The sequence below is a fragment of the Celerinatantimonas marina genome, from assembly GCF_046054165.1.
In the GTDB taxonomy this organism is placed as follows: Bacteria; Pseudomonadota; Gammaproteobacteria; order Enterobacterales; family Celerinatantimonadaceae; genus Celerinatantimonas.
Genome location: NZ_JBFNXK010000020.1, coordinates 1 through 25,454, shown reverse-complemented (window position 1 = coordinate 25,454; position 25,454 = coordinate 1). Strand labels below are relative to the sequence as shown.

Sequence of the window (25,454 nt, the reverse complement as noted above, 5' to 3'; positions counted from 1 at the left end):
TCCGACGTCTCTTTGCTCTTTACCGCATTCGGCAGCGAATATGAATTGCACAAGGTGCGGTAAGCTCTATCTTCTTGTAACTGTACGGAATCTGTACAAATATTTCGCTTGATTTCAAATTAAAATTGGTCTGACCATTTGACTTTTTGTGATTGTTATCACAAATACGTTTATTTGTAATGCTCTTGATATTCCCGTAGTCTGAATGCTAATTCATGATATATAAAACAATGTCAGATGTTAAAATAATGTGCTATTTGATTGAAAATCAAATTATTAATCTTTATTTGCAAGTTGTGAGTGTTGTTTTAAATCATAATGCGAATCTTTTATTTTAATGATTGCGTGATGTTTGATGTAAATCAAAAATACTGGACTTCGAGACAGCGTTTTGATAAGTTGCCGGCTGTCAATTGGTAATACCAATAGTGAGACATCGTGAATTATCCCAGAATCAAACAACCTAAACTGTCTGACATGATTGTGAAATCGCTTGAGACGATGATTCTTGAGGGGAGTTTACGTCCGGGTCAGCGCTTACCCGCTGAACGTGAATTAGCAAAACAATTTGATGTGTCCCGTCCCTCTTTGCGCGAGGCGATCCAAAAGCTTGAAGCCAAAGGGTTAGTGATTCGACGTCAGGGGGGAGGTACTTATGTTCAGGAAGATTTACGTGAAGGGTTAACAGACCCATTGTTTAAGCTTCTGTCTGAACAAAAGGAAGGGCAGTTAGATTTGCTGGAGTTCCGTCATGCATTTGAAGGGATCTCAGCTTATTATGCGGCTTTACGAGGGACTCAGGCGGATCTTGACGACATTAATGCATGCCATGCCCGGATTGAATTAGCGCAGCAGCAGGGTGATATCAACACTGAAAGTATCGCCGTGATGGATTTTTATGAAGCGATTGCTGGAGCCTCTCATAACATGGTGTTTTTACATCTGATTCGGGGGTTACGGCCATTACTGGAACAAAATATCCTGCACAATTTTGAGACGCTATATACCCGAACTTCGGTTGCTGATCAGATCCATGAACATCGTAAGCTATTGTTAGAAGCCATTGTACAAAGACAACCGGCGTTGGCGCGTGATGCATCCTATCAACACCTCGCCTTTATTGAAGAAACCCTGCTGGATATCAGCCGGGAAACCAGCCGGATCCAACGATCCATACGACGGCTGGGAAATAACGAATGATTCCGTGCCGGTTTAATCGCCGGGAGTATGAATAACTACACTATCTTAAGATAGAGCAACGATTAAGGAATAAGCCATGTCAGATCTTCTGCAACATGATGTGGACCCACTCGAAACGAATGAATGGATCGAAGCCATAGAATCAGTCATTCGTGAAGAGGGGCTTGAGCGCGCTCAGTATTTAATTGAGCAAGTCCTGCATCAGGCGAGTATTGATGGTGTTTCAGCCACTGGTGGTCCCGTTGTCACAGACTACATCAACACAATCGCTTTAAAAGATGAACCAGAATATCCAGGAAACATCGAATTAGAGAAGAATATCCGGGCGATTATCCGTTGGAATGCTGTGATGATCGTGTTGCGGGCATCGAAAAAAGATTTGGAATTGGGTGGTCATATGGCCTCATTCCAGTCCGCTGCCTCCATGTATGAAACTTGCTTCAACCATTTTTTCCGTGCTCCTAATGATAAAGATGGCGGTGATTTGGTTTATTATCAAGGCCATATCTCTCCCGGGATTTATTCTCGTGCATTTGTAGAAGGGCGTTTAACGGCTGAACAGTTAGATAATTTCCGTCAAGAAGTGGATGGAAAAGGTCTATCTTCTTATCCACATCCCAAACTATTGCCTGAATTCTGGCAGTTCCCAACTGTTTCTATGGGGCTGGCACCGCTCTCATCTATTTATCAAGCTCGTTTCTTAAAATATGTGACCAACCGTGGTCTGAAAGATTGCTCCGAACAGCATGTCTATGCGTTCCTCGGTGATGGTGAAATGGATGAAGCTGAATCACGTGGTGCTATTGCTTTCGCGGCTCGTGAAAAACTCGATAACCTCACATTTGTCATTAACTGTAACCTGCAGCGTTTAGATGGTCCGGTCACAGGTAACGGCAAAATCATGCAGGAATTGGAAGGTCAGTTCAAAGGCTCTGGATGGAATGTCGTGAAAGTGGCCTGGGGGAGTGATTGGGATGAACTGTTTGCCAAAGATAACTCAGGCAAACTTGTTCAACTGATGAACGAAACCCTCGATGGTGACTATCAGACTTTCAAATCGAAAGATGGTGCTTATGTTCGTGAACATTTCTTCGGTAAATATCCTGAAACAGCCGCATTAGTGGCCGATTGGAGTGATGAGAAAATCTTCTCTTTACATCGTGGGGGTCATGATATCCGTAAACTTTACGCAGCGTTTGCGAACGCGAAGGCGACCAAAGGTAAACCAACGGTGATCCTGGCGCAAACGGTTAAAGGTTTCGGTATGGGAGAAGCTGCTGAAGGTAAGAACATCGCGCATCAGGTTAAGAAAATGGATATGACCTCTGTCATGCACTTGCGTGATCGGTTGGGTCTGGCCATTGATGATGAAAAAGTGAAAGAGTTACCTTATCTGACACTAGATGAAGGTACTCCAGAATATGAATATCTGCACGCGCGCCGTAAGGCTTTGTATGGTTATACGCCACAGCGTCGGACTCACTTTAGCGAAGCGCTTCCGGTTCCGGATTTGAGCGACTTTGATGCCTTGTTGCAAGAGCAGAAAAAAGAGATTTCAACCACGATTGGTTTTGTGCGTGCTTTGAATGTACTGCTCAAAAACAAAGGGCTGAAGGATCGCGTTGTACCGATTATAGCTGATGAAGCGCGTACATTTGGTATGGAAGGTCTGTTCCGGCAAATTGGGATTTATAACCCCGAAGGCCAGAAATATACCCCTCAGGACCGTGAGCAAGTCGCTTACTATAAAGAAGACGTTAAAGGTCAGGTCCTGCAAGAAGGGATCAACGAAGCCGGTGCGATGGCCAGTTGGGTTGCCGCGGCAACATCCTACTCCAGCAATGACCTGCCAATGATTCCATTCTACATCTATTATTCGATGTTCGGTTTCCAACGGGTGGGTGATTTGGCATGGATGGCCGGCGATCAGCAGGCACGCGGTTTCTTGTTAGGCGGAACTGCGGGACGGACCACCCTCAATGGTGAAGGATTGCAGCATGAAGATGGTCATAGCCATATTCTGTCCAGTACGATTCCGAACTGTATTTCTTATGATCCAAGCTTTGCTTATGAAGTGGCTGTGATCCTACAGGATGGTCTGCGTCGGATGTATGGTGAACAGGAAAATGTTTACTACTATCTGACATTGATGAATGAAAACTATCATCAACCCGCTATGCCAGAAGGTGCTGAAGAAGGCATTCGTAAAGGGATCTATAAACTGGAAGATTATGCAGGGGACAAAGCGAAAGTCCAGCTGTTAGGTTCCGGTACCATTATGCTTCAGGTTCGTGAAGCAGCGAAAATCTTGAGTGAAGAATACGGGATCGGCAGTGATGTCTTTAGTGTGACTTCATTTACTGAGTTGGCGCGTGATGGTCAGGATGCGGAACGTTTTAATATGTTGCATCCCAATGATGAACCCCGTCAGGCTTATATCAGCAGCGTACTTGGACATCTGCCAACCATTGCGGCCACCGATTATGTCAAAACTTACGCCGAACAAGTGCGCTGTTTTGTTCCTGGGCCTTATAAAGTGCTGGGTACGGATGGTTTTGGACGCAGTGATAGCCGTGACAATTTACGCCGTCACTTTGAAGTCAATGCCAGCTATGTGGTTGTAGCAACCCTGTATAAACTGGCTGAAGAAGGTCAAATCGAGAAAAGTGTCGTTGCTGAAGCAATCAATAAGTATGGCATTGATGCTGACAAAATTAACCCGCTGCATGCATAAGGGCTAAGTAACATGAGTATTGAAATTTTTGTGCCTGATATTGGCGATGATGAAGTTGAAGTAACTGAAATTCTGGTTCATGTCGGCGATACAGTTGAAGAAGAACAGTCACTGATCACCGTGGAAGGTGATAAAGCCTCAATGGAAGTCCCCGCGCCTCAGGCGGGGGTTATCGAAGCTTTAAACATTGCGGTAGGGGATAAGGTAAAAACCGGAACGCTGATCATGCATTTTAAAGATGCAGCCACAGCTGAAGCTGCTGCAGTGGCTCCCGTCGCTGCCGCCGCGCCTGCTGCAACGGGGACTGAATCGATTGTTGAAGTGGTTGTTCCCGATATTGGGGATGATGAAGTTGAGGTTACTGAAATTCTGGTGAATATCGGTGACAGTATTGATGAAGAACAGTCGCTGATTACTGTTGAAGGCGACAAAGCCTCAATGGAAGTTCCCGCTCCTTTTGCCGGAACCTTAAAAGAGCTCAAAGTTGCGGTAGGTGATAAAGTTAAAACAGGTTCACTGATCATGACCTTTAGCACCGGCGCGGCAGCTCCTGCGGCCGAAGCCACATCAGCAGCACCGGCTACAGCACCAGTAGCAGCAGCGAGCGCTGCGCAGGATGTTTTTGTACCTGATATCGGTGGTGATGAAGTTGATGTAATTGAAGTCATGGTTAGTGTGGGGGATCGCGTAGAAGCGGATCAGTCTTTGATTACGGTCGAAGGCGATAAAGCTTCGATGGAAGTCCCTGCACCTTTTGCCGGAACCATTAAAGAAATTAAAGTGAGCGTGGGTGATAAAGTTTCAACAGGCTCCCATATTATGGTGTTTGAAGTGGCTGGTGCTGCACCCGCTGCTACGCCTGCGGCCGCTTCAGCTCCAGCAGCCTCCAAACCTGCACCTGCGGCTGTTGCAAGTGCTCCTGCCGCTTCTGATGCGGGGAGTTTTGTTGAAAATCAGGCCTATGTTCATGCCTCTCCGGTCGTTCGCCGTTTGGCCCGTGAATTTGGTCTGAACCTTGAGAAGATCAAGGCGACAGGACGTAAAGGGCGTATTACCAAAGAAGACGTACAAAATTATGTTAAAGATGCCGTACGTCGTGCTGAATCAGGAGCTGTCAGTGGTGGAGCCGGTTTAGACTTGCTGCCTTGGCCAAAAGTCGACTTCGCTAAATTTGGTGAAGTGGAAGAAGTGGCTCTGTCTCGCATTCAGAAGATCTCTGGGCCGAACCTGCATCGTAACTGGGTGAAAATTCCACATGTGACGCAGTTTGATGAGACCGATATCACGGAAATGGAAAATTTCCGTAAAGCGGAAAATCAAATCGCAGCGAAAAAAGAGCTGGGCTTTAAGATCACGCCGTTGGTCTTTATGATGAAAGCTGCGGCTAAAGCGTTGGAAGAACATCCCCGTTTTAACGCATCACTTTCAGATGATGCTCAAAGTTTGATCCTGAAAAAATATGTAAACATCGGTATTGCGGTTGATACTCCGAATGGGTTGGTTGTTCCTGTGATCCGTGATGTGAACAAAAAAGGGATTTACGAGCTATCTATTGAATTGGGTGAAGTGTCGAAAAAAGCACGTACCGGTAAGCTGACTGCCTCGGATATGCAAGGAGGTTGCTTCACTATCTCTAGTTTGGGAGGTATTGGTGGGACGCAGTTTACCCCAATTGTGAATGCACCTGAAGTGGCTATTCTGGGTGTGTCTCGCAGTGAGACCAAACCGATTTGGAACGGAAGTGAATTTGTTCCGCGGTTGATGTTGCCGTTGGCTCTGTCATACGATCACCGCGTGATTGATGGTGCTGCTGGTGCTCGCTTTATTACAACCATTAGCAATATGCTTAAAGACATCCGTAAGTTAGTCCTTTAAGAATGATTGACCGGAAGCTATGCTTCCGGTTTTGTAATTGGCGAAATTTAAGCGAGTTGCGTTGACATGTTCTCATTTATCAAGTGATTCGCTACACTCTAAAAACACAAAACTGACAAAAGGTTAAGTCGGTTTTAATAATTTCCACGAGGTCATCAACCCATGAGTAACGAGATTAAAACCCAGGTGGTCGTGCTGGGTGCAGGACCAGCAGGTTACTCTGCTGCATTCCGGGCGGCAGACTTAGGTTTGGAAACCGTCATCGTCGAACGCTACAGTACTCTTGGTGGGGTTTGTCTGAATGTAGGCTGTATTCCGTCTAAAGCCCTACTGCATGTTGCAAAAGTGATTGAAGAAGCCAAATCATTGGCGGCACATGGTGTCGTATTTGGTGAACCCAGCACCGATATTGATAAAATCCGGAGTTGGAAAGAAAAAGTCATCGGTCAGTTAACCGGCGGTTTAGGAGGCATGGCCAAACAGCGTAAAGTTCAAGTCGTGAATGGTTTAGGTAAGTTTACCGGTCCAAATAGTCTCGCCGTAGAAGGTGAAGACGGTGTGACGACCATTAACTTTGAACATGCGATTGTTGCGGCTGGTTCTCGCCCGGTTCAATTACCATTTATCCCGCATAACGATGAACGTGTTTGGGATTCAACCGATGCGTTGGAACTTAAAGAAGTTCCAGAAAAATTGCTGGTACTTGGCGGTGGTATTATCGGGCTAGAAATGGGCACGGTTTATAGTGCCTTGGGCAGTCAAATCGATGTGGTTGAATTTGCTGATCAGTTAGTGCCTGCAGCCGATAAAGATATTGTTAAAGTATTCACAAAACGGGTTGACAGCAAATTTAATATTATGCTGGAAACCAAAGTGATAGCGGTTGAAGCGAAAAAAGATGGCTTGTATGTGACCTTTGAAGGGAAACAGGCACCTGCTGAACCGGTTCGCTACGATGCTGTTTTGGTGGCCGTGGGCCGAGTACCGAACGGTTTGTCGCTGGATGCTGAAAAAGCGGGAATTGCGGTCACTGAACGTGGCTTTATCGAAGTTGATAAACAAATGCGTACCAATGTGCCACACATCTATGCGATTGGCGATATTGTCGGCCAGCCGATGTTAGCCCATAAAGGGGTTCATGAAGGCCACGTAGCCGCTGAAGTCATCGCGGGTAAAAAGCATTATTTCGATCCAAAAGTGATCCCCAGTATCGCTTATACTGAGCCAGAAATGGCTTGGGTAGGATTAACTGAAAAAGAAGCCAAAGCGCAGTCGATTAATTTTGAAACCTCCGTATTTCCTTGGGCGGCATCAGGTCGAGCAATTGCTTCAGATTGCTCAGATGGGATGACTAAATTAATCTTCGATAAAGATACCAATCGTGTGATTGGTGGCGCGGTTGTCGGGACGAATGCCGGTGAACTACTAGGGGAAATCGGTCTGGCGATTGAGATGGGGTGTGATGCGGAAGATATCGCATTGACCATTCATGCTCATCCGACCTTACATGAATCAGTAGGTTTGGCTGCTGAAATATTTGAAGGTTCGATTACCGATCTGCCCAATAAAAAAGCCAAGAAAAAATAACTTTTTTTTTAGGCACTCTCTAATGTAAAAATCCGGTGTTGAGCCGGATTTTTTATATGACTTATTTGTCAACAATCGCTATATTTCCTGTCAATTTGCAACGATGCTCAAATTTCACACGATTGGTTTGAGTATTATAAAAAGCCTTTTTATTAAAATAGGACTATCGTTGTGAAAAAATTAGTTATTCCTCTTATTGTGACTATGGGCTTATCGATCATGGCGTTGGCTCATGCAGCGAGCCGGGATTATCAAACGGAAGGTCTTACCTCTGATGCACTTCCTGTTTATTACCAACAGCTCAAAGCGCAAATGACCTATGATGATTCTTGGCTCAGTGGTCATTTTCACAATTTCCATCTTTGGCAAGTGATGGCGCGTCATAAACTCCGAGCCGCACTGTTGACGCCAGATTCACACCGAGCTTTCGAACCTGAAGTGATTGATGTCGAAGATCGGGGGAGTTATGTGGCTGAAAAAGTAGCGTTTAATGTCACCGATGAGAGTCGTATTCTGGGGCTGTTATTACTTCCTAAAAGCGAAGGACGTCACGCGGGGGTGATTTTACTGCATGATCATGGCGCTAAATTTGATATCGGCAAAGAGAAAATGGTGCGACCTTTTGCCGGTGATACCCAACGCTTAGCATCGGCACAAGCGTGGTCGGAACGTTTCTTTACCGGACATTTTGTCGGCGATGAACTGGCTTCTCGCGGCTATGTGGTCTTCGTGACTGATGCGTTAGGTTGGGGGGATCGTGGCCCAATGACTTATGCGCAGCAGCAAGCCTTAGCCAGTAACTTTTTTAATTTAGGCCGTTCATTAGCCGGAGAAATGGCTTATGAGGACATGCGATCATTTGAATTTTTACAATCGTTACCTCAAGTGGACAAACATCGAGTCGGGATTGTCGGGTTTTCGATGGGGGGCTTTCGGGCTTGGCAGTTAGCGGCGCTGGAGCCTTCCGAAGTGGCGACGGCTGTGATCTCTTGGATTGGCACTTATCAAGGGCTGATGGTCCCTGGAAATAACCAACTCCGTGGCCAGTCTGCGTTTTATATGATGCATCCTGGATTGGCTAAGCATATGGATTTTCCTGATATTGCGAGTATATCAGCCCCGAAACCAATGCTGTTTTTTAACGGTGAAAAGGATACACTTTTCCCTGAAGATGCGGTACAGGATGCCTATAATGCATTGCATCAGGTGTGGCAAAGCCAACACGGGGATCATGATGAACGATTAGTCACTCGGTTGTGGCCTGAACTGGGACATGTCTTTTACTGGCAGCAGCAGCAGGTCGTTTATCCGTGGTTGGCAAAATGGTTACAGCCCGAGTTATTGAATTAACGGATCGGGGGTGGCCCAGAGCATTGCTGGGCCAGTATTTGCTAAAGGGGTCGTGCTTGAATTGTATTCTTATGTTATAAAAGAGAATAGGTATTCAGTCTTTATGCAACACCAGGAAGTTGAGCATTATCCTGGCGTCTTGTTTTGTTGAATTAATGTAAAATATTTGATAGATGTGTAACTCCTTCCTGTTTCAGGATAGAGGTATCAAGTGTGCCAAATTAGAGAGTCAGGTTATTACTTTTTGCCAGCCGTTCGGCAATTCGAATTATAATTAGGGAAAACAACTGAGGAGCGAGTCGTGTTAGAAGCATACCAAAAGCATGTGCAGGAGCGGGCTGAATTAGGGATTGTGCCTAAACCGTTAACTGCAGAGCAAACGGCTGAATTAGTTGAATTATTGAAAAATCCCCCTGCTGGGGATGGGCAAGAATTGCTCAATCTACTGGAAAATCGCATTCCCCCGGGTGTCGATGAAGCGGCCTATGTCAAAGCGGGATTTTTAGCCGCAATTGCGAAAGGCGAGGCGCAGTCACCATTAATTTCTGCCGAAAAGGCAACTGAATTGCTCGGTACGATGCAGGGGGGATATAACATTGAACCGCTGATCGCGATGCTGGATGATGATAAGCTCGCAGCTATTGCCGCGAAAGCGCTGTCACACACGTTGCTTGTTTTTGATGCTTTTTACGATGTTCAGGAAAAAGCCAAATCTGGAAATAGTTATGCGCAGCAGGTGATGCAAAGTTGGGCGGATGCCGAGTGGTTTTTACAGCGTCAGCCGATTGCCGATAAAATTACCTTAACTGTATTTAAAGTCTCCGGCGAAACCAATACTGATGATCTCTCCCCTGCGCCGGATGCGTGGTCACGTCCTGATATCCCATTGCATGCCTTAGCGATGTTGAAGAATCCTCGGGAGGGTATCGAACCCGATGAAGCTGGTCAGGTGGGGCCGATTAAGTTGATTGGTCAGCTTAAAGAGAAAGGTTTCCCGGTCGCTTATGTGGGCGATGTGGTGGGAACGGGTTCGTCTCGTAAATCTGCGACCAACTCGGTCTTATGGTTGATGGGTGATGATATTCCGAACGTTCCGAATAAACGGGCGGGGGGGTATGTCTTCGGTGGTAAAATTGCGCCTATTTTCTTTAACACGATGGAAGATTCCGGGGCATTGCCGATTGAGTTTGATGTATCTAATTTAGAAACCGGGGATGTCATTGATGTTTACCCGTATGACGGAAAGGTCACTCGCCATGATAGTGATGATGTCGTCGCCGAGTTTGAACTGAAAACTGAGATTATTCTTGATGAAGTACGGGCTGGTGGACGCATTCCCCTTATTATTGGTCGAGGGTTAACGGATCGGGCGCGTGAAGCGCTTGGGCTGGAATTCTCCGATGTATTTCGTCGTCCTAAACCCAGTGAAGCATCTAGCAAAGGTTTTACCCTGGCTCAGAAAATTGTTGGGAAGGCTTGTGGTGTGGATGGCATTCGTCCCGGGCAGTACTGTGAGCCTAAAATGACCACGGTGGGGTCTCAGGATACGACTGGGCCAATGACCCGTGATGAGCTAAAAGATTTAGCATGTCTTGGTTTTACCGCCGATCTGACCATGCAGTCATTTTGTCATACAGCGGCTTATCCAAAACCAGTTGATGTCGAAACACACCATACGTTGCCTGATTTTATTATGAATCGTGGCGGTGTGGCCCTGCGTCCAGGTGATGGGATTATTCATTCGTGGCTAAACCGCATGTTGTTGCCGGATACAGTAGGGACCGGTGGTGATTCTCATACTCGTTTCCCATTGGGAATTTCATTTCCTGCAGGTTCTGGCTTGGTTGCCTTTGCGGCTGCAACAGGAGTGATGCCACTGGATATGCCTGAATCGGTTCTGGTTCGTTTTAAAGGGACGATGCAACCGGGGATTACCTTACGTGATCTAGTGCATGCAATTCCTTATCAGGCGATTCAAGAGGGTTTGCTGACGGTTGAGAAAAAAGGTAAGAAAAATATTTTTTCGGGCCGAATTATTGAAATTGAAGGTTTGCCACAGTTAAAAGTGGAACAGGCGTTTGAATTGTCTGATGCCACAGCTGAACGCTCGGCGGCTGGGTGTACGATTAAGTTAGATAAAGAACCCATCATTGAATATCTCAATTCTAATATTGTGATGTTGAAATGGATGATTGCTGAAGGTTATGGCGATCGGCGTACCATTGAACGGCGAATTCAGGCAATGGAAAGCTTTGTGGCCAATCCGGAGCTGATGAGTGCTGATGATGATGCCGAATATGCTGCTGTTGTTGAGATCGACTTAGATCAAATTAAAGAACCGATCCTCTGTGCACCTAATGATCCTGATGATGCGCGTTTGCTTTCGGAAGTGGCTGGTGAAAATATCGATGAAGTCTTTATCGGTTCATGTATGACCAATATTGGACATTTTCGGGCCGCTGGTAAATTACTGGACCAGTTTAAAGGCCAGTTACCGACTCAATTGTGGGTCGCACCACCGACTAAAATGGATCAACGTCAGCTGATCAGTGAAGGTTACTACGGTATTTTTGGTCGGGTTGGAGCGCGCACTGAGATCCCTGGGTGTTCGTTGTGTATGGGAAATCAGGCCCGAGTAGCGAGCAATGCTACCGTCGTTTCAACATCGACGCGTAACTTCCCGAATCGATTGGGGGATGGAGCAAACGTTTATTTAGCTTCGGCAGAGCTTGCTGCGGTGGTTTCAATTTTAGGGCGTTTGCCCAAAGTCGATGAATATCTCTCTTATGCTGCCCAAATTAACACGACGGCTGCAGATACTTATCGCTATCTGAATTTTGATCAATTATCGGAATATACCGACGTTGCCAAAGACGTCATCATTCAACAAGCGGTATAATTTAAGTCTTACGTATCGGATAAAAAGACCAGCTATGCTGGTCTTTTTTCTTTACCGGGTTGAGATTGCTGGATTTTTTAGAGGCATTGAGTGGATATTGAATTACACTTTTTGGGAGACGGGCGATTTAGCTTAGATTGCGGAGATGCGCATCGGGCGTTAGCGCTTTGGTTAGAACAGGGCTGGTTTGATGGATCTTTTCAGCAGCAGTTGTTGAGGGCTTATGAGGTCAGTCAGTTGCCATTGCAAATACGTGGGGTGGAATTTACAGCGCAGATCGATCAGGAAGAAGTGTTAGTTTTTTCCAATGTGGAGCCGATTGATGAAATCATCGATGGGGATGAAGCGTATCAATTGTCGATGATTGATGCCTATGCCGGATGTGGTTATGAGGATTTTATTCACTTGATCGATTATATTAAAAGTAGTTATTAGGTTGTCGTCACGGAATGCGCGCAAATAGGGCAATTTACTCAAACAAATACAAACTATTAATCAAAATGGTGCGTAGGGTGCGTTTCGTTGCACCAAATTGGGTATAATCGTAGGCCTTTGATCATGATTTTATTTTAACTTTATGATTTTAAAGTGTTTTTATATGTTGGCATAAGAGTTGTTTAGATAAACGCAATAAATGATAGGATTTGACTCGGAGGAAGGTCAGATGAAGCTCGTTAGTGCAATTATTAAACCTTTTAAACTGGATGATGTTCGTGAGGCTATCGCCGAAGTGGGTGTTGAAGGATTAACCGTTTCAGAAGTAAAAGGTTTTGGTCGTCAGAAAGGCCATACAGAGTTATATCGTGGTGCAGAATACCAGGTTGATTTTTTGCCTAAAGTAAAACTTGAAATCGCTGCTCAGGATGGTGATGTCGATCGTATTATCGAAGCGATTACCAGCGCTGCTTATACCGGGAAAATTGGCGATGGTAAAATTTTCGTTTACGATTTAAGTAACATTGTGCGTATTCGTACTGGCGAAGTGGATGACGAAGCCATTTAAAGCTTTGTTGATTCGTTGATCCGTCGAGTTATTCATTCAGGACCTAGGGATAGGTCCTGAATTGTATGTTTATTGGCGATCTGAAGATGGAAAGTTCACAGAACTATGTTCGAATAGTTCCTGAATGGAATTACAGAGATCTTCAATGGGCATGGCCCGAGTCGGTGTGATGAAAATGGTATCGTCCCCTGCAATTGTTCCAAGAATTCCTTCGGCTTTACCCAGAGAATCGAGTAACCTTGCAATGAGTTGCGCCGCACCTGGACTGGTCTGAATGACGATTAATGCGTCGTTATAATCGATCTCACGAACCAGATTTTTGAGTGGGCTGGTAGCCGTTGGAACCCCCAGTTCTGCGGGTAGACAGTAGACCATTTCCATTTTTGCGTTACGAGTGCGAACGGCACCGAATTTCGAGAGCATTCGAGATACTTTCGATTGATTGATATTTCGGAATCCTAAATCCTGTAATGCTGCTACTATCTCCGCTTGAGAACCAAAACGTTCTTCATTCAGGAGGGCCTTAAAAGCCTGGGCTAAGTGTTCTTGTCGATCAATTTGATTCTTCATAGAGTAACTCGAATAAGCCTTTTGTATAAAGTTTACTGTCTTATTTCATTATTTCAACTTTAAGCAGTTCCAATGCATATAAATTCAAATTTTGAGAGGTTCAATATTATTATTGGCGAAGCGCCACGAGCTTGGTAGTATTATTCCCTATTTGATGTCTATTTTGTAGTCATCGATCTAGGTTTAGTTTTTGTTTGAAGGATATTGTCATGCGTTTTTCCCTTCTGGGGATTTTCATCGGCCTATGGTTTATCAGTAGTGTTGTGGCTGCTCAGAATGTGATTCGTTTTGCGACTGAAGCTTCTTATCCCCCCTTTGAATCTATTGAAAATGATCAGTTTGTCGGATTTGATATCGATTTAGCCAGAGCTTTATGTCAGCAGATGAATAGTCATTGTGTTTTTTCTCATCAACCGTTTGACAGTTTATTAGCGAGTATTGAATTTGGTCGATATGATGCGGCGATATCTGCCATTGATATTACACCGGAACGTGAACAACAAGTGATGTTCACTCATTCTTATTTAATGAATGGGGCTGTTTTTGTAGCTAAATCAGGTCGTTTTAATTCTTACCAACAACTTCATCAACGAGTGATTGCTGTTCAGAATGGTTCATCTGAGCAGCAGTATCTACTCGATTATTTTGTTTCGCATGGAACTATTGCGATTCCTTATGCCAGCTATCAGTTGGCTCTGTCTGATTTACAAGGTGGTAAAGTGGATTCGGTTTTAGTCGATCAAGCCGTTGCTGCCGATTGGTTGCATCGGCACCCTGGTTTTTCCGTGGTCGATTCCGAAATTACATCTAAAGATTATTTTGGGCGTGGGTTTGGAATTGCAGTCAATAAAGAAAATCAACAATTAGCCGATCGTTTTAATCAGGCGTTGGATGCGATCAAAAAGAACGGTATTTATCAGCAAATATATTCGCATTATTTTGCAGATGAAAAAAAAGTCTATGAAAATTAGGCGAGAGACAAAATAATCACCAACGATTCAACCTCTATAGGTATTTTGTTCACAAAGCCAGAGTTTAATCTCATGCCTATGTAACGGTATTGACCGGCATGTATGAGAACCCGAACATTTGGCTTAGGTGTGACCCCCTTGCTCCCCTTTATTCTCAAGAGTGACTCGTATCAACTGGGTCGAGGATTTTCTTTGCTGCATTGCTTTTATGTAGCGGCGTTGCTACTGGAATACCCTATGGCCGCTTGGCGAAGGTCTGTAATGTGGAATGGTTCTGCGCTAAATAAGAATGGAGGCGAGGTATTTCTATAGGTCCCCGAGGTGGTTCAATCATCGTAATAAGACGGTTTTATCCATTTTTCAGTGATCTCATCAGCAAATTGATGGTTATGTAACGATAGATCGAAGGGGCTGTGCTAGATCTTGAATGAGCCATCATCATTTACTGAAGTGATCAGTAAAAAGGAGCGTCACCATGAAAGTTGCTGTTATTGGAGCGGCCGGAGGTATTGGTCAGGCATTATCTTTGATGCTGAAAAATCGTTTACCTGGTCATTCGCAGTTATCCCTTTATGATATTGCTCCGATGACGCCGGGTGTTGCAGTCGATCTGAGCCATATTCCGACCTATGTGGATATTAAAGGCTTTGCCGGTGATGATCCGACTCCCGCATTAGTGGATGCTGATGTGGTGATGATTAGTGCTGGAGTAGCTCGTAAACCGGGCATGGATCGCGCCGATCTGTTTAACATCAATGCCAATATTATTCGCGGGATCACCGAAAAAATTGCACGGATATGTCCGGATGCCTGTATCGGGATTATCACCAATCCGGTGAATAGTATGGTTCCTATTGCTAAAGCGGTTTTAGAAGCCAATGGGGTTTATCAGCCGAGTAAATTATTTGGCGTGACGACTTTAGATGTCACGCGAGCTAAAACTTTTGTAGGGCAACTGAAACTTATTGACCCGACGGCTTTGAGAATTAAAGTGATTGGTGGTCATAGTGGTGTCACTATCTTGCCGGTATTGTCGCAGTTAGATCTTGATTTTACTCAGGAGGAAATTGAGCAATTGACGGATCGGATTCGTCATGCCGGAACCGAAGTGGTGGAAGCCAAAGCCGGTGGGGGATCGGCAACGCTATCGATGGGTCAAGCCGCCGGAGCATTTTGTTTAAAACTCGTGGATGGATTATTGGGAAAACCGGATGTTCAGCTATGTGCCTATGTGGATGATGGGGGTCAATATGCGGGTTTTTTTGCTCTTCCAGTGGAATTGGGGCGTTCGGGAATTTCAAAAATTTTGCCGGTTGGTGAACTGAGCGAGTATGAGCAACAACAAAAGGATAATATGTTGGAGATCCTGAAAAAAGATATTGCCCATGCTCGTGAATTCATGAAGTAGATTGCGGCTATTTATCTTCTGCTATAGTTTTAGTTATTAAAGCCGATAAGTTGAGATAAAACTGTTTAGAAAGGGCTTTGGTAATGTTAAAACAGGCCGTTATCGCCGTTGTTTTTTATTTGGGATCGATGTCGCTCAATGCGGCCTCTTCAACGGCTTTGCCTACGCTCAAAGCTCCGACGGATAATGACGTTGGAGCCGCGCCTTCGAATTCGGCAGCACCTTCAAAGAATGATCAGGATTCTGATGCTCATTTCCGACAGTTACAGGCAGTACAAATTTATTCGCAAGATGAATTGATTACCCTTATTAATAAAAATCAGCATCTGGCTCGGGTCAAGGCCGATGATTGCCAGTTGGTACAAGATATTAAGGCTCGTGCTGAAAAAGTGAAATCTCCGGCGTATGAATTTTTATGGGGCGATATGCTGGCATGGGGAGTGTGTGTTCCGAAAAACGCCGAATTAGGGATCCATTTTATGTGGGAATCAGCCCGGCAAGGGCTCCCAGCAGCCTTGGAACAACTCGGCCGTTATTATCATCAAGGGCAGTTTGTCATGGCCAATCAGGAACGAGCGATCCAGTTATTACGTGAGTCTGCGAGCCTTGGCTTTTTAAAAGCCCGAATGGAGTATGTTCAGTTACTGGCGGCCGGATACGGTAGTCCACACAATTATGAGCAGGCTTATAAATGGCTGCAGAATTCAATTTTTGAAGATAAAGAAACACATCAGCAAGCCCAGTTATTGTTGACCTCTTTAGCCCTTCGAATGCCACCAGATGTTGTGGCTCGCGCTAAGGCAACCCGACCGGGTTATTAGTATTGGCCTATCGCTCTGATAAGCTTTACCATAGAGGCGCGACTCGCTCATTTCTTTGCGAGCAAATGAAAGGTTAGATTATGCCCACTGACGATATAAGCGTCGATTTTTTAGAACAATTATTTAAGTTTATTGCCGCACAGCGGGAGCCTGTGTCTATTGAGCAGTTGATTCAGCAATTTAGAATTATCCCGGAACAGCTTGATGCATCCCTGGTCTCTTTAAGTCAGCAGGGGCAAATCATGACAACTCGACTTGGGGATTATACATTGCCAGAACGGCTTGGTTTAGTGGTCGGAGAAGTGATCGGTCACCGGGATGGCTATGGCTTTCTTAAAGTCGCAAATCAGGCGAAAGATTTATTTATTCCAGCGAGTAAGTTTGCTGGAGCGATTCATGGGGATAAAGTTCTGGCTGCCCCAGGACACATCGATAAACGTGGTCGACAGGAAGTTCGGGTACTCAAAGTGCTCGAGCAAGGCAGTAGAGAATTAGTGGGTCGGCTCTTTAAAGAGCGGTCGGGGTGTTTTGTTGTGCCGGATGATCACCGCATTCAGTCTGATATTCGGATTGATGAATCCGATACGGCGGGAGCTCGTCAGGGGCAAGTTGTCGTGGTTCGATTGCAGGAACTCGGCGAGCAGCCATCTGCCCTCATGAAAGGTAAAGTGATTGAAGTGCTTGGCGAAACAATGGATCCTGGCATGGAAGTTTCTATGGCGCTGCGGAGTTACGACATCCCTCATCAGTGGTCTAAAGCTGTTGAAAAAGCGTTGGCAAAGATCCCCGAAGCCCTTGAAAGTGATGATTATAAAAATCGAGTCGATTTGCGTGAACTGCCTTTAGTGACCATCGATGGTGAAGATGCCCGTGATTTCGATGATGCGGTTTACTGTGAAACTAAAAAATCGGGGGGATGGCGGTTGTGGGTTGCTATTGCCGATGTCTCTTATTATGTGCGTCCGGGAACAGCGCTGGATCAAGAAGCTTATGAACGGGGAACTTCCGTTTATTTTCCCGATCAGGTGGTTCCGATGTTGCCTGAGAAGCTTTCCAACGGGCTATGTTCATTGAATCCTGATGTGGATCGAGCTTGTTTAGTTTGCGAAATGACGATTTCTTCGGCGGGGCGTTTATCGGGCTATCAGTTTTATCCTGCCGTTATGCATTCCCAGGCACGACTTACCTATAACAAAGTGGCGGCCATTCTCGATGGTGATGCTTTGTTGCGAGAGCATTATGCGGCGCAGGTTCCTCATTTGGAAGAGTTACACCGGCTCTACTTAAGTTTGAAAGAAAGTCGGGCCCATCGAGGGGGCATTGAGTTGGAGACTCAGGAAACTCGCTTTATTTTCAATGCGCAGCGTAAAATTGAGCAGATTGTTCCGCTCATTCGTAACGATGCGCATAAGATGATTGAAGAGTGCATGATCCAGGCGAACGTCGCAGCAGCGCGTTATGTTGAAAAACATCAGGAGGCCATTCTATTCCGGGTTCATGATCGGCCTAGTAGTGAACGGCTGATGACCTTTCGCAGTTTTCTGAATGAACTAGGTTTATCGCTCAATGGGGGTGAACAAGCTCAGCCTCAAGATTATTTTACCTTGGTTGAACAGATCCAGGAGCGGGATGACAAAGATCTGATCCAAACCATGCTATTGCGTTCCATGATGCAGGCTGTATATCAGCCGGACAACATCGGACACTTTGGCTTAGCTCTTAAAAGTTACGCTCATTTTACCTCACCGATTCGACGTTATCCGGACTTGTTACTCCATCGGGTCATCAAGTATCTGTTAGCGAAAGAGCAAGGGAATCTAACACATCGTTGGACGCCGAATGGAGGTTACCATTATCAGCTTGAAGAGATGGACACCTTTGGTGAGCATTGTTCGATGACGGAACGCCGTGCTGATGATGCCACTCGCGAAGTTGCCGATAAACTCAAATGTGAATTCATGCTCGACCATGTGGGTGAGATTCGTGGGGGAACGGTCGCTGCGGTTACTAACTTTGGGTTATTTGTGCGTTTGGATGAGCTGCATATTGATGGACTGGTTCATATTAGTCAGCTAGGGCAAGATTATTTTGATTATGATCCCGCTCGGCAGATGTTGGTCGGGCGAGCTAGCAATAAACGTTATCGCATTGGTGACCCCATTCAGGTTATGGTGGCGAGTGTCAATATTGAAGAGCGTAAGATTGATTTGATTTTGGGAGATAATCCTAATCGGCGCACCAAACCACGCCGTTCGGTTCCTAAAGCCGCTAAAGTGCCCGCCGCTCCGGCTTCACCTGCAGAGCCGGAACGTGCTTCAAAATCACGGAAAAAGAAGTCAAAGTCAGCCAAGCTCTCTGATATAGCGCCGGTTGCTGCGAAAAAAAAGAAGAAAAAGAAAAGTCGCCCGGGTAAGCGTGAGCGGGCTAAATTAAAAGGTAAAAATTAAAAGCGTTATGAGTCAACCTTATTATCTTTACGGCTTGCATGCGGTGCAGGCTTTACTGGAATGCCATCCGGAACGGGTGATCGATTTAGCTGTTTTGCAAGGGCGTGATGATGCCCGTTTGGAACAAATCCTGAGATTGGCACAGCAGGTTGGGATTAGTGTACAGCGAATGGGACGCAAAGCTTTAGATGAGCGAGCCCAAGATACTCACCATCAGGGCGTTGTCGCTAAAGTTAAAAGTGCTCCAACACTGAGTGACAAAGATTTGCCTGGCATTTTGGCCGGGCATGATGCTCCGTTGCTATTAGTGTTAGATGGTGTGACGGATCCCCATAATCTAGGGGCGTGTTTGCGTAATGCGGATGCAGCGGGGGCTGTCGCTGTGATTGTACCTAAAGATAATTCAGCGCAACTCTCCGCAGTAGTCCGCAAAGTGGCTGTGGGTGCGGCGGAAACGGTCCCGCTGGTTTGTGTCACAAATTTGGCGCGTTGTCTGCGCGATTTGCAGCAGCAGGGGATCTGGATTGTGGGGACAGCTGGTGAAGCCGAGCAGTTGATTTATGATTGCAAGTTAACCGGTCCTATGGCTCTGGTCATGGGCGCTGAAGGGAAAGGAATGCGTCGTTTAACCCGCGATACTTGCGATGAATTAGTGAAACTACCCATGGCCGGGAGTGTTTCTAGCCTTAATGTTTCAGTGGCCGCCGGAATTTGTTTATTTGAAGCCGTGCGTCAACGTCAATAATAATCATGATTGGGCAGTGTTATTCATTGCACTGCCTGCATAGATTGTGTAAAATCTGCGCCCTCAAAACAGTTACTTCAATTAGTTCCTTGCCTCCACGCGTTTGACTGTACGCCGAGAGAGGCTATAACCCGTAAGGAGCAATTATGCGTCATTACGAAATCGTATTCATGGTCCATCCGGATCAGAGCGAACAAGTTCCAGGTATGATCGACCGTTATAAAGGCATTATCGAAAGCCAGAACGGTATTATTCATCGTCTGGAAGACTGGGGCCGTCGTCAATTGGCTTACCCCATCGAAAAACTGCACAAAGCTCACTATGTTCTGTTGAACGTTGAAGCAGAAGCAGAAGTTATCGATGAACTGGAAAACGCGTTCCGTTTCAACGATGCCGTTATCCGCAACATGATCATGCGTAAAAAACATGCCGAAACAGAAGTGTCTCCGATTGCGAAAGCTCGTGAAGACCGCCCTGCTCGTCGTGAACAGCATGACGAAGCTAGAGCTGATGTTGCCGAAGAGAGCGCATCTGAAGAGTAATTGTGACTGATAATTGTCTGGTAATTACCGGGGAGCTTATACGCGCACCACGTTATCGGACCAGTCCTGGTGGTATCGAGCATTGCCAGTTTTGGCTTTCGCATCGTTCTCATCAGATTGAAGCGGGACTATCTCGCTCGGCTCAATGCTCTATTGGAGTTGTAGCCAGCGGCCAAGAGTTTCGCCAAGAATTACTCCCGTTGAGTATGGGGTGCCAAGTTCGGGTTCGAGGGTTTTTACAAACTCAACGAAGTCGAAATGGAGAGTCAAAACTGATTCTGCACGCCCAACAAATTGAATTGTTATCGTGAGGATACACTTATGGCACGTTTTTTCCGTCGTCGTAAATTCTGCCGTTTTTCGGCTGAAGGCGTAGTTGAAATCGATTATAAAGATATCGCTACTCTGAGAAACTACATCACTGAAAGTGGTAAAATTGTACCAAGTCGTATTACTGGTACTAGCGCAAAATATCAGCGCCAACTGGCACGTGCTATCAAACGTGCTCGTTACCTGGCTTTGCTGCCTTACACTGACTTACATAAATAAGCCGCTGGCCTAACTCAATTTAATCTTTCGAGGAAAGGTAATGGATATTATTCTTTTAGACAAAATCGGTCACCTGGGTAGCCTGGGCGATAAAGTGTCTGTAAAACCTGGTTATGCTCGTAACTACTTATTCCCTCAGGGTAAAGCAGTTCCTGCAACTAAAGCTAACCTGGAACATTTTGAAGCACGTCGTGCTGAATATGAACAACATCTGGCTGAAACTTTAGCGAAAGCTGAAGCTCGTGGTCAGCAGTTAACTAACTTAGCTGTGGTCACTATCACTTCTAAAGCGGGTGATGAAGGTAAACTGTTCGGTTCTATCGGGACTCGTGATATCGCTGATGCTATCAATGCGGCTGGTGTTGAAGTTGCGAAATCTGAAGTTCGTCTGCCAAATGGTGTACTGCGCAACGTTGGTGAATACGATATCGATGTTCAGGTTCATGCTGATGTCACTGCAACTTTGAAAGTTGTTGTAGTAGCTGAATAATTGAATATTCATTAAATTTTATTTTAATGAATGAAGAACCACGCTTTTTAAGCGTGGTTTTTTTATGGCTGTTATTTCTATTTGGGGGGCGAAGCGGCCTGTTGAAAGATATCTTGATATTCGGTTGTACAGGCACTATCGAAAACTAGTGGGTTTTCGATGACCGCATGCGCTCATCGATATGGCTGTTTGGTGCTTACATCGGCCTTAAAGCGGGATTGTGTTTTTTTAATGATCACTCATGTGTTAAATGGTTAAATAAGTCAGTCTAATCGTTTGCATCGACGATGGATCCTGAGCTAATTTGCTTTAATACGGTGAGTTGTGCTCAACAAACTTGAGTTAAAAATGGAGTTTTTCATGAATCTTTCCCATCTTTTTTGTTATCCGCTCAAAGGATGCAAAGGGCTTAGTCTTTCAGAGGCACAATTAACCCCACTTGGGATTATCGGTGATCGGCGCTTGGTGATTGTGGATGCCAAAGGGCGCTTTGTGAATGGTAAAAAATACCCACAGCTGGCTTTAGTTGAATGTGAGTTCGATGGTTCGGATTTCGTTCGCTTTACGGCTCCTGATATGCCAGAGCTAATTGTTTCTATGTCACAGACAAAGTCCCGGGAGCTGGTATCAATTTGGCGGTCGCAGGTCGATGCAGCGGGTCTGGGTGGGGAAGCGGATCAGTGGATCAGCCGTTTTCTGGAGGGAGTTTTTCATGTGTGTTTTTATGATCAGCATTCCAAACGGCAGGTAAATCGTCGACCTGAGTACCCGGTGAGTTTTGCCGATAGTGCCCCATTATTGATTGTGAGCCAGCAGTCTCTGGATGCACTGAATCGATATTCAGGGCGTCAGGATCAGCTGATCCAGTTTCGACCCAATCTGGTGATTGAGGCTGATCAGCCATTTGCAGAAGAAAGCTGGAAGAAGATACAAATTGGCGATGTAGTTTTAGAATCAGTGAAGTCTTGTGCTCGTTGTCCGGTGATTACGGTTGATTCAAAAAGCGCTCGTCCGGATCCGAATGGGGAACCGTTGAAATCTTTAGCCAAGTTGCATCGGCGGGTCGATGATGGCCAGGTTATTTTTGGTCAGTATTTCGTCGTTTCTCATCCAGGTTCTGTGGCTGTGGGAGAGACCGTAACCGTGCTTGAAAAACAATCTGTCGCCGCTTATCAGCCTGTTCCGGAAACAGTTACAGTGTCAGAACGGTCGACTCCGTATTTAGTCACATTTGAACCGATGACGCTTCAGGTGCAAGGTCAAACGGATCAAAGTTTGCTCGAGATCGCCGAAGAGGCTGGAGTGGATCTCCCGAGTAGTTGTCGTCAGGGAAGTTGTGGCTGTTGTCGAGTAAAACGGATTCAAGGCGAGGTCGAAAGTGTGGCCGATTATGCGCTGAGTGAAGATGAACTGGCGCAGGGGTATGTTTTGGCGTGTAGTTGCTACCCCCGTTCAGATGTTGTCATTAGTCTTGATGATTAAAAGGATCGCCACTGTGGACATGTTTCTTGCATTTTGATGATGCTCACTCGAAACAGCAGCGCGATGGCACCAGAATGTCATATTGCAATGATTATTTCCCTTTGTCTGAGAGTATTCTCCGCTATAGTTAACCAGAATCGGGCATATGGATAAGGTGATCCCGCCGCATAGATTTCTGCTGGACGCCCCTGTTTATATAATTCAAACCTTGCAACGTCTGTCGGCCTCAATATAAGTTTGGTGACGTGCTTTTGATGTCAAGAAACACCCGGTTGGGGTAGGCGCATCGCTCTGATGACGCATGGATCAGAATGGATTAGGGCACTTAGCGTGTCATCGAAATCCCCAATTATGATGTACAAGGTTGTGTTGGTGGTGGCTATCTCAGATAATAGCTCCCGATGTTCAATGAGTGAGTAAATCATGGCTGTTCGAGAAAATAACCTTAAAAATACGGATGCCCAAGTGGCTGCGTTAAAAGTGCCTCCCCATTCATTTGAAGCGGAACAGGCGGTATTGGGCGGTTTGATGCTTGATAATAACGCTTGGGATGATGTGGCTGAGCATGTGGTTGAACAGGATTTTTACTCACGTCAACATCGGTTAATTTTTGCAGCGATGCATAAGCTGGCCGAACAGGGAGATCCAATCGATTTGGTGACGGTCTCTGAAGAGTTAGAACGTCAGGAACAACTGGGGGATATTGGTGGTTTTGCCTATTTGGGGGAGATCGCTAAGAATACGCCAAGTGCGGCGAATATTCGGGCCTATGCTGAAATTGTTCGGGAGCGAGCCGTTACACGGGAATTGATCAGTGTAGCTCATGAAATCGCTGAGGCGGGGTATGAACCTCAAGGGCGAAAAAGCAGTGATTTGCTCGATTTTGCTGAAAGCAAGGTGTTTCATATCGCAGAAGCACGTTCAAATAACGACGAAGGCCCTCAAGGCGTAAAAATGCTGTTGTCACAGACGCTTGATCGAATTGAAGAGCTTTATAAAAACCCAAGTGAAGGGGGCGTGACGGGGGTTTCGACCGGATTTACGGATCTGGATAAAATGACGACTGGATTGCAACCCTCTGATTTAGTGATTGTAGCCGCACGTCCTTCAATGGGAAAAACTACCTTTGCTATGAACATGGCCGAATATGCGGCCATGACGGAAGATAAGCCCGTGCTCGTCTTTAGTTTAGAGATGCCATCAGAACAGATCATGATGCGTATGTTAGCCTCGCTGGGGCGTATTGATCAGACTAAAATTCGTACTGGACGGTTGGATGACGATGATTGGGCCCGGTTGTCCTCGACCATGGGGCTGGTGGCTGATAAAGGGAAAATGTATATCGATGATTCTTCAGGCTTAACACCCACCGAGGTTCGCTCTCGGGCGAGGCGGGTCGCACGTGAACATGGTGGGTTGAGTTTGATCATGATCGACTATTTACAGTTGATGCAAGTACCGGGCATGGCGGAAAATCGGACGTTGGAAATTGCCGAAATCTCTCGGTCACTGAAAGCTTTGGCCAAAGAGCTCAATGTTCCGGTTGTTGCACTCTCTCAGTTAAACCGAAGTCTGGAACAACGGGCGGATAAGCGGCCGGTGAACTCTGATCTTCGTGAATCGGGCTCTATTGAGCAGGATGCGGATCTTATTATGTTTATTTATCGTGATGAGGTGTATCACGATGATCCTGCGAACAAAGGGCTTGCAGAAGTGATTATTGGTAAACAGCGTAATGGTCCGATCGGTAAGGTTCCGTTGACATTCCAGGGGAATTTTTCACGTTTTGATAATTATGCCGGGCCTGAATTTGATGACTATTAATCCGCTTTATTGAGTCCATTCTAAAATTGTGGATGAATAATGTCATTATTTGGTTAAAATAATGTGCAATTATATTGAAATTGTTGGATCTCATCTCAATATATAGGTTTTGTATTTAAGTCAGAGTCTGTTGAGTTCTGTTGCAAGAAACATTCGCCGAAGTCAACAGCCCCTAGGGCACTGTTTTATGAAAAGCAGTGATTATTGAAAACGAAATATAAGCATTGAGGAAAGACTATGAGCGTATTAGTAGGCCGTCCTGCTCCGGATTTTACAGCTCCTGCTGTTTTAGGTAATGGTGAAATCGTTGACAGCTTTAATTTTAAAGAAGCCACTAAAGGTAAAAAAGCAGTCGTGTTCTTTTATCCAATGGATTTTACGTTTGTTTGCCCGTCAGAAATTATTGCTTTTGACCATCGTCTGGACAGTTTTAAAGCAAAAGGTGTTGAAGTCATTGGTGTTTCTATCGATTCTCAGTTCACACATAATGCGTGGCGTAATACAGCCATTAAAGATGGTGGGATCGGTGCGGTGAAATTCCCATTGGTCGGTGATGTAAAACACGAAATTTGTAAAGCCTATGATGTAGAACATCCAGAAGCTGGTGTTGCATTCCGTGGTTCTTTCTTAATTGATGAAGATGGGATCGTACGTCATCAGGTGGTGAATGATCTGCCTCTGGGTCGTAACATCGATGAAATGCTACGTATGGTGGATGCATTGGCTTTCCATCAGGAACATGGTGAAGTCTGTCCTGCACAATGGGAATCTGGTAAATCAGGTATGAAAGACTCTCCTGATGGTGTTGCTGCATACTTGTCAGAACATGCCGAAGAATTGTAATTTTTGTTCCTTGTGTATAAAAAACCTGCTTTGATGCCTGTCTTTTATACAGAAGTCCCTCACATGATGTGAGGGACTTTTTTTGAACTAAATTCTTGCTTCACGATCAGAGCT

The 25,454-nt window shown here is 45.5% G+C and carries 21 protein-coding genes; 20 read left to right on the top strand and 1 reads right to left on the bottom strand.

Features of this window, described 5'->3' with window-relative positions; all coding sequences use genetic code 11:
- The first annotated feature begins 438 nt into the window (after positions 1-438).
- The 8 genes from pdhR (at position 439) to ABUE20_RS17290 (ending at position 12,648) form a co-directional block, all read left to right on the top strand.
- A complete protein-coding gene (gene pdhR, locus ABUE20_RS17325; RefSeq protein ID WP_408621210.1) occupies positions 439-1,200 on the top strand; it encodes a pyruvate dehydrogenase complex transcriptional repressor PdhR in 762 nt (253 codons plus the stop codon).
- A gap of 76 nt (positions 1,201-1,276) precedes the next feature.
- Positions 1,277-3,934: a pyruvate dehydrogenase (acetyl-transferring), homodimeric type gene (aceE, locus tag ABUE20_RS17320; RefSeq protein ID WP_408621209.1), complete on the top strand. Its 2,658-nt coding sequence runs from the start codon at positions 1,277-1,279 to the stop codon at positions 3,932-3,934.
- Positions 3,935-3,946: 12 nt separating this feature from the next.
- The gene (aceF, locus tag ABUE20_RS17315; protein ID WP_408621208.1) at positions 3,947-5,809 is read left to right on the top strand and encodes a pyruvate dehydrogenase complex dihydrolipoyllysine-residue acetyltransferase; all 1,863 of its coding nucleotides are present in this window, start codon (positions 3,947-3,949) and stop codon (positions 5,807-5,809) included.
- Positions 5,810-5,971: 162 nt separating this feature from the next.
- Entirely contained in the window at positions 5,972-7,396 is a 1,425-nt protein-coding gene (lpdA, locus tag ABUE20_RS17310; RefSeq protein ID WP_408621207.1) for a dihydrolipoyl dehydrogenase, read from the top strand.
- A gap of 204 nt (positions 7,397-7,600) precedes the next feature.
- On the top strand, positions 7,601-8,746 hold the full coding sequence (locus ABUE20_RS17305; protein WP_408621258.1) for a dienelactone hydrolase family protein: 1,146 nt from the start codon (positions 7,601-7,603) through the stop codon (positions 8,744-8,746).
- 301 nt (positions 8,747-9,047) lie between these two features.
- Positions 9,048-11,645: a bifunctional aconitate hydratase 2/2-methylisocitrate dehydratase gene (gene acnB, locus ABUE20_RS17300; RefSeq protein ID WP_408621206.1), complete on the top strand. Its 2,598-nt coding sequence runs from the start codon at positions 9,048-9,050 to the stop codon at positions 11,643-11,645.
- A 90-nt stretch (positions 11,646-11,735) separates the two neighbouring features.
- Positions 11,736-12,080, top strand: coding sequence for a YacL family protein (locus ABUE20_RS17295; RefSeq protein ID WP_408621205.1), 345 nt, complete (start codon positions 11,736-11,738; stop codon positions 12,078-12,080).
- Positions 12,081-12,309: 229 nt separating this feature from the next.
- Entirely contained in the window at positions 12,310-12,648 is a 339-nt protein-coding gene (locus tag ABUE20_RS17290; protein ID WP_408621204.1) for a P-II family nitrogen regulator, read from the top strand.
- Positions 12,649-12,717: 69 nt separating this feature from the next.
- On the opposite strand, the gene argR is transcribed toward ABUE20_RS17290, so the two are convergent.
- On the bottom strand, positions 12,718-13,218 hold the full coding sequence (argR, locus tag ABUE20_RS17285) for a transcriptional regulator ArgR (protein ID WP_408621203.1): 501 nt from the start codon (positions 13,216-13,218) through the stop codon (positions 12,718-12,720).
- Between the two features lie 209 nt (positions 13,219-13,427).
- Between argR and ABUE20_RS17280 the strand changes: the two genes are divergently transcribed.
- From ABUE20_RS17280 to ABUE20_RS17225, 12 genes are all read left to right on the top strand, one after another.
- Positions 13,428-14,189, top strand: coding sequence for a transporter substrate-binding domain-containing protein (locus ABUE20_RS17280; RefSeq protein ID WP_408621202.1), 762 nt, complete (start codon positions 13,428-13,430; stop codon positions 14,187-14,189).
- Between the two features lie 475 nt (positions 14,190-14,664).
- The gene (mdh, locus tag ABUE20_RS17275; RefSeq protein WP_408621201.1) at positions 14,665-15,597 is read left to right on the top strand and encodes a malate dehydrogenase; all 933 of its coding nucleotides are present in this window, start codon (positions 14,665-14,667) and stop codon (positions 15,595-15,597) included.
- An 83-nt stretch (positions 15,598-15,680) separates the two neighbouring features.
- Positions 15,681-16,418, top strand: coding sequence for a tetratricopeptide repeat protein (locus ABUE20_RS17270; protein ID WP_408621200.1), 738 nt, complete (start codon positions 15,681-15,683; stop codon positions 16,416-16,418).
- 80 nt (positions 16,419-16,498) lie between these two features.
- Positions 16,499-18,865 (top strand): ribonuclease R, encoded by a 2,367-nt coding sequence (rnr, locus tag ABUE20_RS17265; protein ID WP_408621199.1) that lies wholly within the window; start codon positions 16,499-16,501, stop codon positions 18,863-18,865.
- A 7-nt stretch (positions 18,866-18,872) separates the two neighbouring features.
- Positions 18,873-19,610, top strand: coding sequence for a 23S rRNA (guanosine(2251)-2'-O)-methyltransferase RlmB (gene rlmB, locus ABUE20_RS17260; protein WP_408621198.1), 738 nt, complete (start codon positions 18,873-18,875; stop codon positions 19,608-19,610).
- A gap of 146 nt (positions 19,611-19,756) precedes the next feature.
- The gene (rpsF, locus tag ABUE20_RS17255) at positions 19,757-20,152 is read left to right on the top strand and encodes a 30S ribosomal protein S6 (protein ID WP_408621197.1); all 396 of its coding nucleotides are present in this window, start codon (positions 19,757-19,759) and stop codon (positions 20,150-20,152) included.
- Positions 20,153-20,154: 2 nt separating this feature from the next.
- Positions 20,155-20,463 carry a primosomal replication protein N gene (gene priB / locus ABUE20_RS17250; protein WP_408621196.1) on the top strand — a complete coding sequence of 103 codons (309 nt, stop codon included), beginning with the start codon at positions 20,155-20,157 and terminating at the stop codon, positions 20,461-20,463.
- Between the two features lie 10 nt (positions 20,464-20,473).
- Positions 20,474-20,701: a 30S ribosomal protein S18 gene (gene rpsR, locus ABUE20_RS17245; protein WP_408621195.1), complete on the top strand. Its 228-nt coding sequence runs from the start codon at positions 20,474-20,476 to the stop codon at positions 20,699-20,701.
- Positions 20,702-20,741: 40 nt separating this feature from the next.
- On the top strand, positions 20,742-21,191 hold the full coding sequence (gene rplI / locus ABUE20_RS17240; RefSeq protein WP_408621194.1) for a 50S ribosomal protein L9: 450 nt from the start codon (positions 20,742-20,744) through the stop codon (positions 21,189-21,191).
- Between the two features lie 360 nt (positions 21,192-21,551).
- Complete coding sequence (locus ABUE20_RS17235; protein WP_408621193.1) at positions 21,552-22,673, top strand: YcbX family protein; 1,122 nt, start codon at positions 21,552-21,554, stop codon at positions 22,671-22,673.
- A gap of 423 nt (positions 22,674-23,096) precedes the next feature.
- Entirely contained in the window at positions 23,097-24,497 is a 1,401-nt protein-coding gene (gene dnaB / locus ABUE20_RS17230) for a replicative DNA helicase (protein WP_408621192.1), read from the top strand.
- A gap of 237 nt (positions 24,498-24,734) precedes the next feature.
- On the top strand, positions 24,735-25,340 hold the full coding sequence (locus tag ABUE20_RS17225; protein WP_408621191.1) for a peroxiredoxin: 606 nt from the start codon (positions 24,735-24,737) through the stop codon (positions 25,338-25,340).
- The last annotated feature ends 114 nt before the right edge of the window (positions 25,341-25,454 follow it).

Bases quoted from the DNA above. Each gene is read 5' to 3' on its own strand.
- rpsF (WP_408621197.1), top strand. From the start codon at position 19,757: ATGCGTCATTACGAAATCGTATTCATGGTCCATCCGGATCAGAGCGAA.
- argR (WP_408621203.1), bottom strand. From the start codon at position 13,218: ATGAAGAATCAAATTGATCGACAAGAACACTTAGCCCAGGCTTTTAAG.
- ABUE20_RS17225 (WP_408621191.1), top strand. From the start codon at position 24,735: ATGAGCGTATTAGTAGGCCGTCCTGCTCCGGATTTTACAGCTCCTGCT.
- rplI (WP_408621194.1), top strand. From the start codon at position 20,742: ATGGATATTATTCTTTTAGACAAAATCGGTCACCTGGGTAGCCTGGGC.
- rlmB (WP_408621198.1), top strand. From the start codon at position 18,873: ATGAGTCAACCTTATTATCTTTACGGCTTGCATGCGGTGCAGGCTTTA.
- ABUE20_RS17270 (WP_408621200.1), top strand. From the start codon at position 15,681: ATGTTAAAACAGGCCGTTATCGCCGTTGTTTTTTATTTGGGATCGATG.
- rpsR (WP_408621195.1), top strand. From the start codon at position 20,474: ATGGCACGTTTTTTCCGTCGTCGTAAATTCTGCCGTTTTTCGGCTGAA.
- dnaB (WP_408621192.1), top strand. From the start codon at position 23,097: ATGGCTGTTCGAGAAAATAACCTTAAAAATACGGATGCCCAAGTGGCT.
- rnr (WP_408621199.1), top strand. From the start codon at position 16,499: ATGCCCACTGACGATATAAGCGTCGATTTTTTAGAACAATTATTTAAG.
- mdh (WP_408621201.1), top strand. From the start codon at position 14,665: ATGAAAGTTGCTGTTATTGGAGCGGCCGGAGGTATTGGTCAGGCATTA.
- ABUE20_RS17280 (WP_408621202.1), top strand. From the start codon at position 13,428: ATGCGTTTTTCCCTTCTGGGGATTTTCATCGGCCTATGGTTTATCAGT.
- ABUE20_RS17235 (WP_408621193.1), top strand. From the start codon at position 21,552: ATGAATCTTTCCCATCTTTTTTGTTATCCGCTCAAAGGATGCAAAGGG.
- ABUE20_RS17305 (WP_408621258.1), top strand. From the start codon at position 7,601: ATGGGCTTATCGATCATGGCGTTGGCTCATGCAGCGAGCCGGGATTAT.
- lpdA (WP_408621207.1), top strand. From the start codon at position 5,972: ATGAGTAACGAGATTAAAACCCAGGTGGTCGTGCTGGGTGCAGGACCA.
- aceE (WP_408621209.1), top strand. From the start codon at position 1,277: ATGTCAGATCTTCTGCAACATGATGTGGACCCACTCGAAACGAATGAA.
- aceF (WP_408621208.1), top strand. From the start codon at position 3,947: ATGAGTATTGAAATTTTTGTGCCTGATATTGGCGATGATGAAGTTGAA.
- ABUE20_RS17290 (WP_408621204.1), top strand. From the start codon at position 12,310: ATGAAGCTCGTTAGTGCAATTATTAAACCTTTTAAACTGGATGATGTT.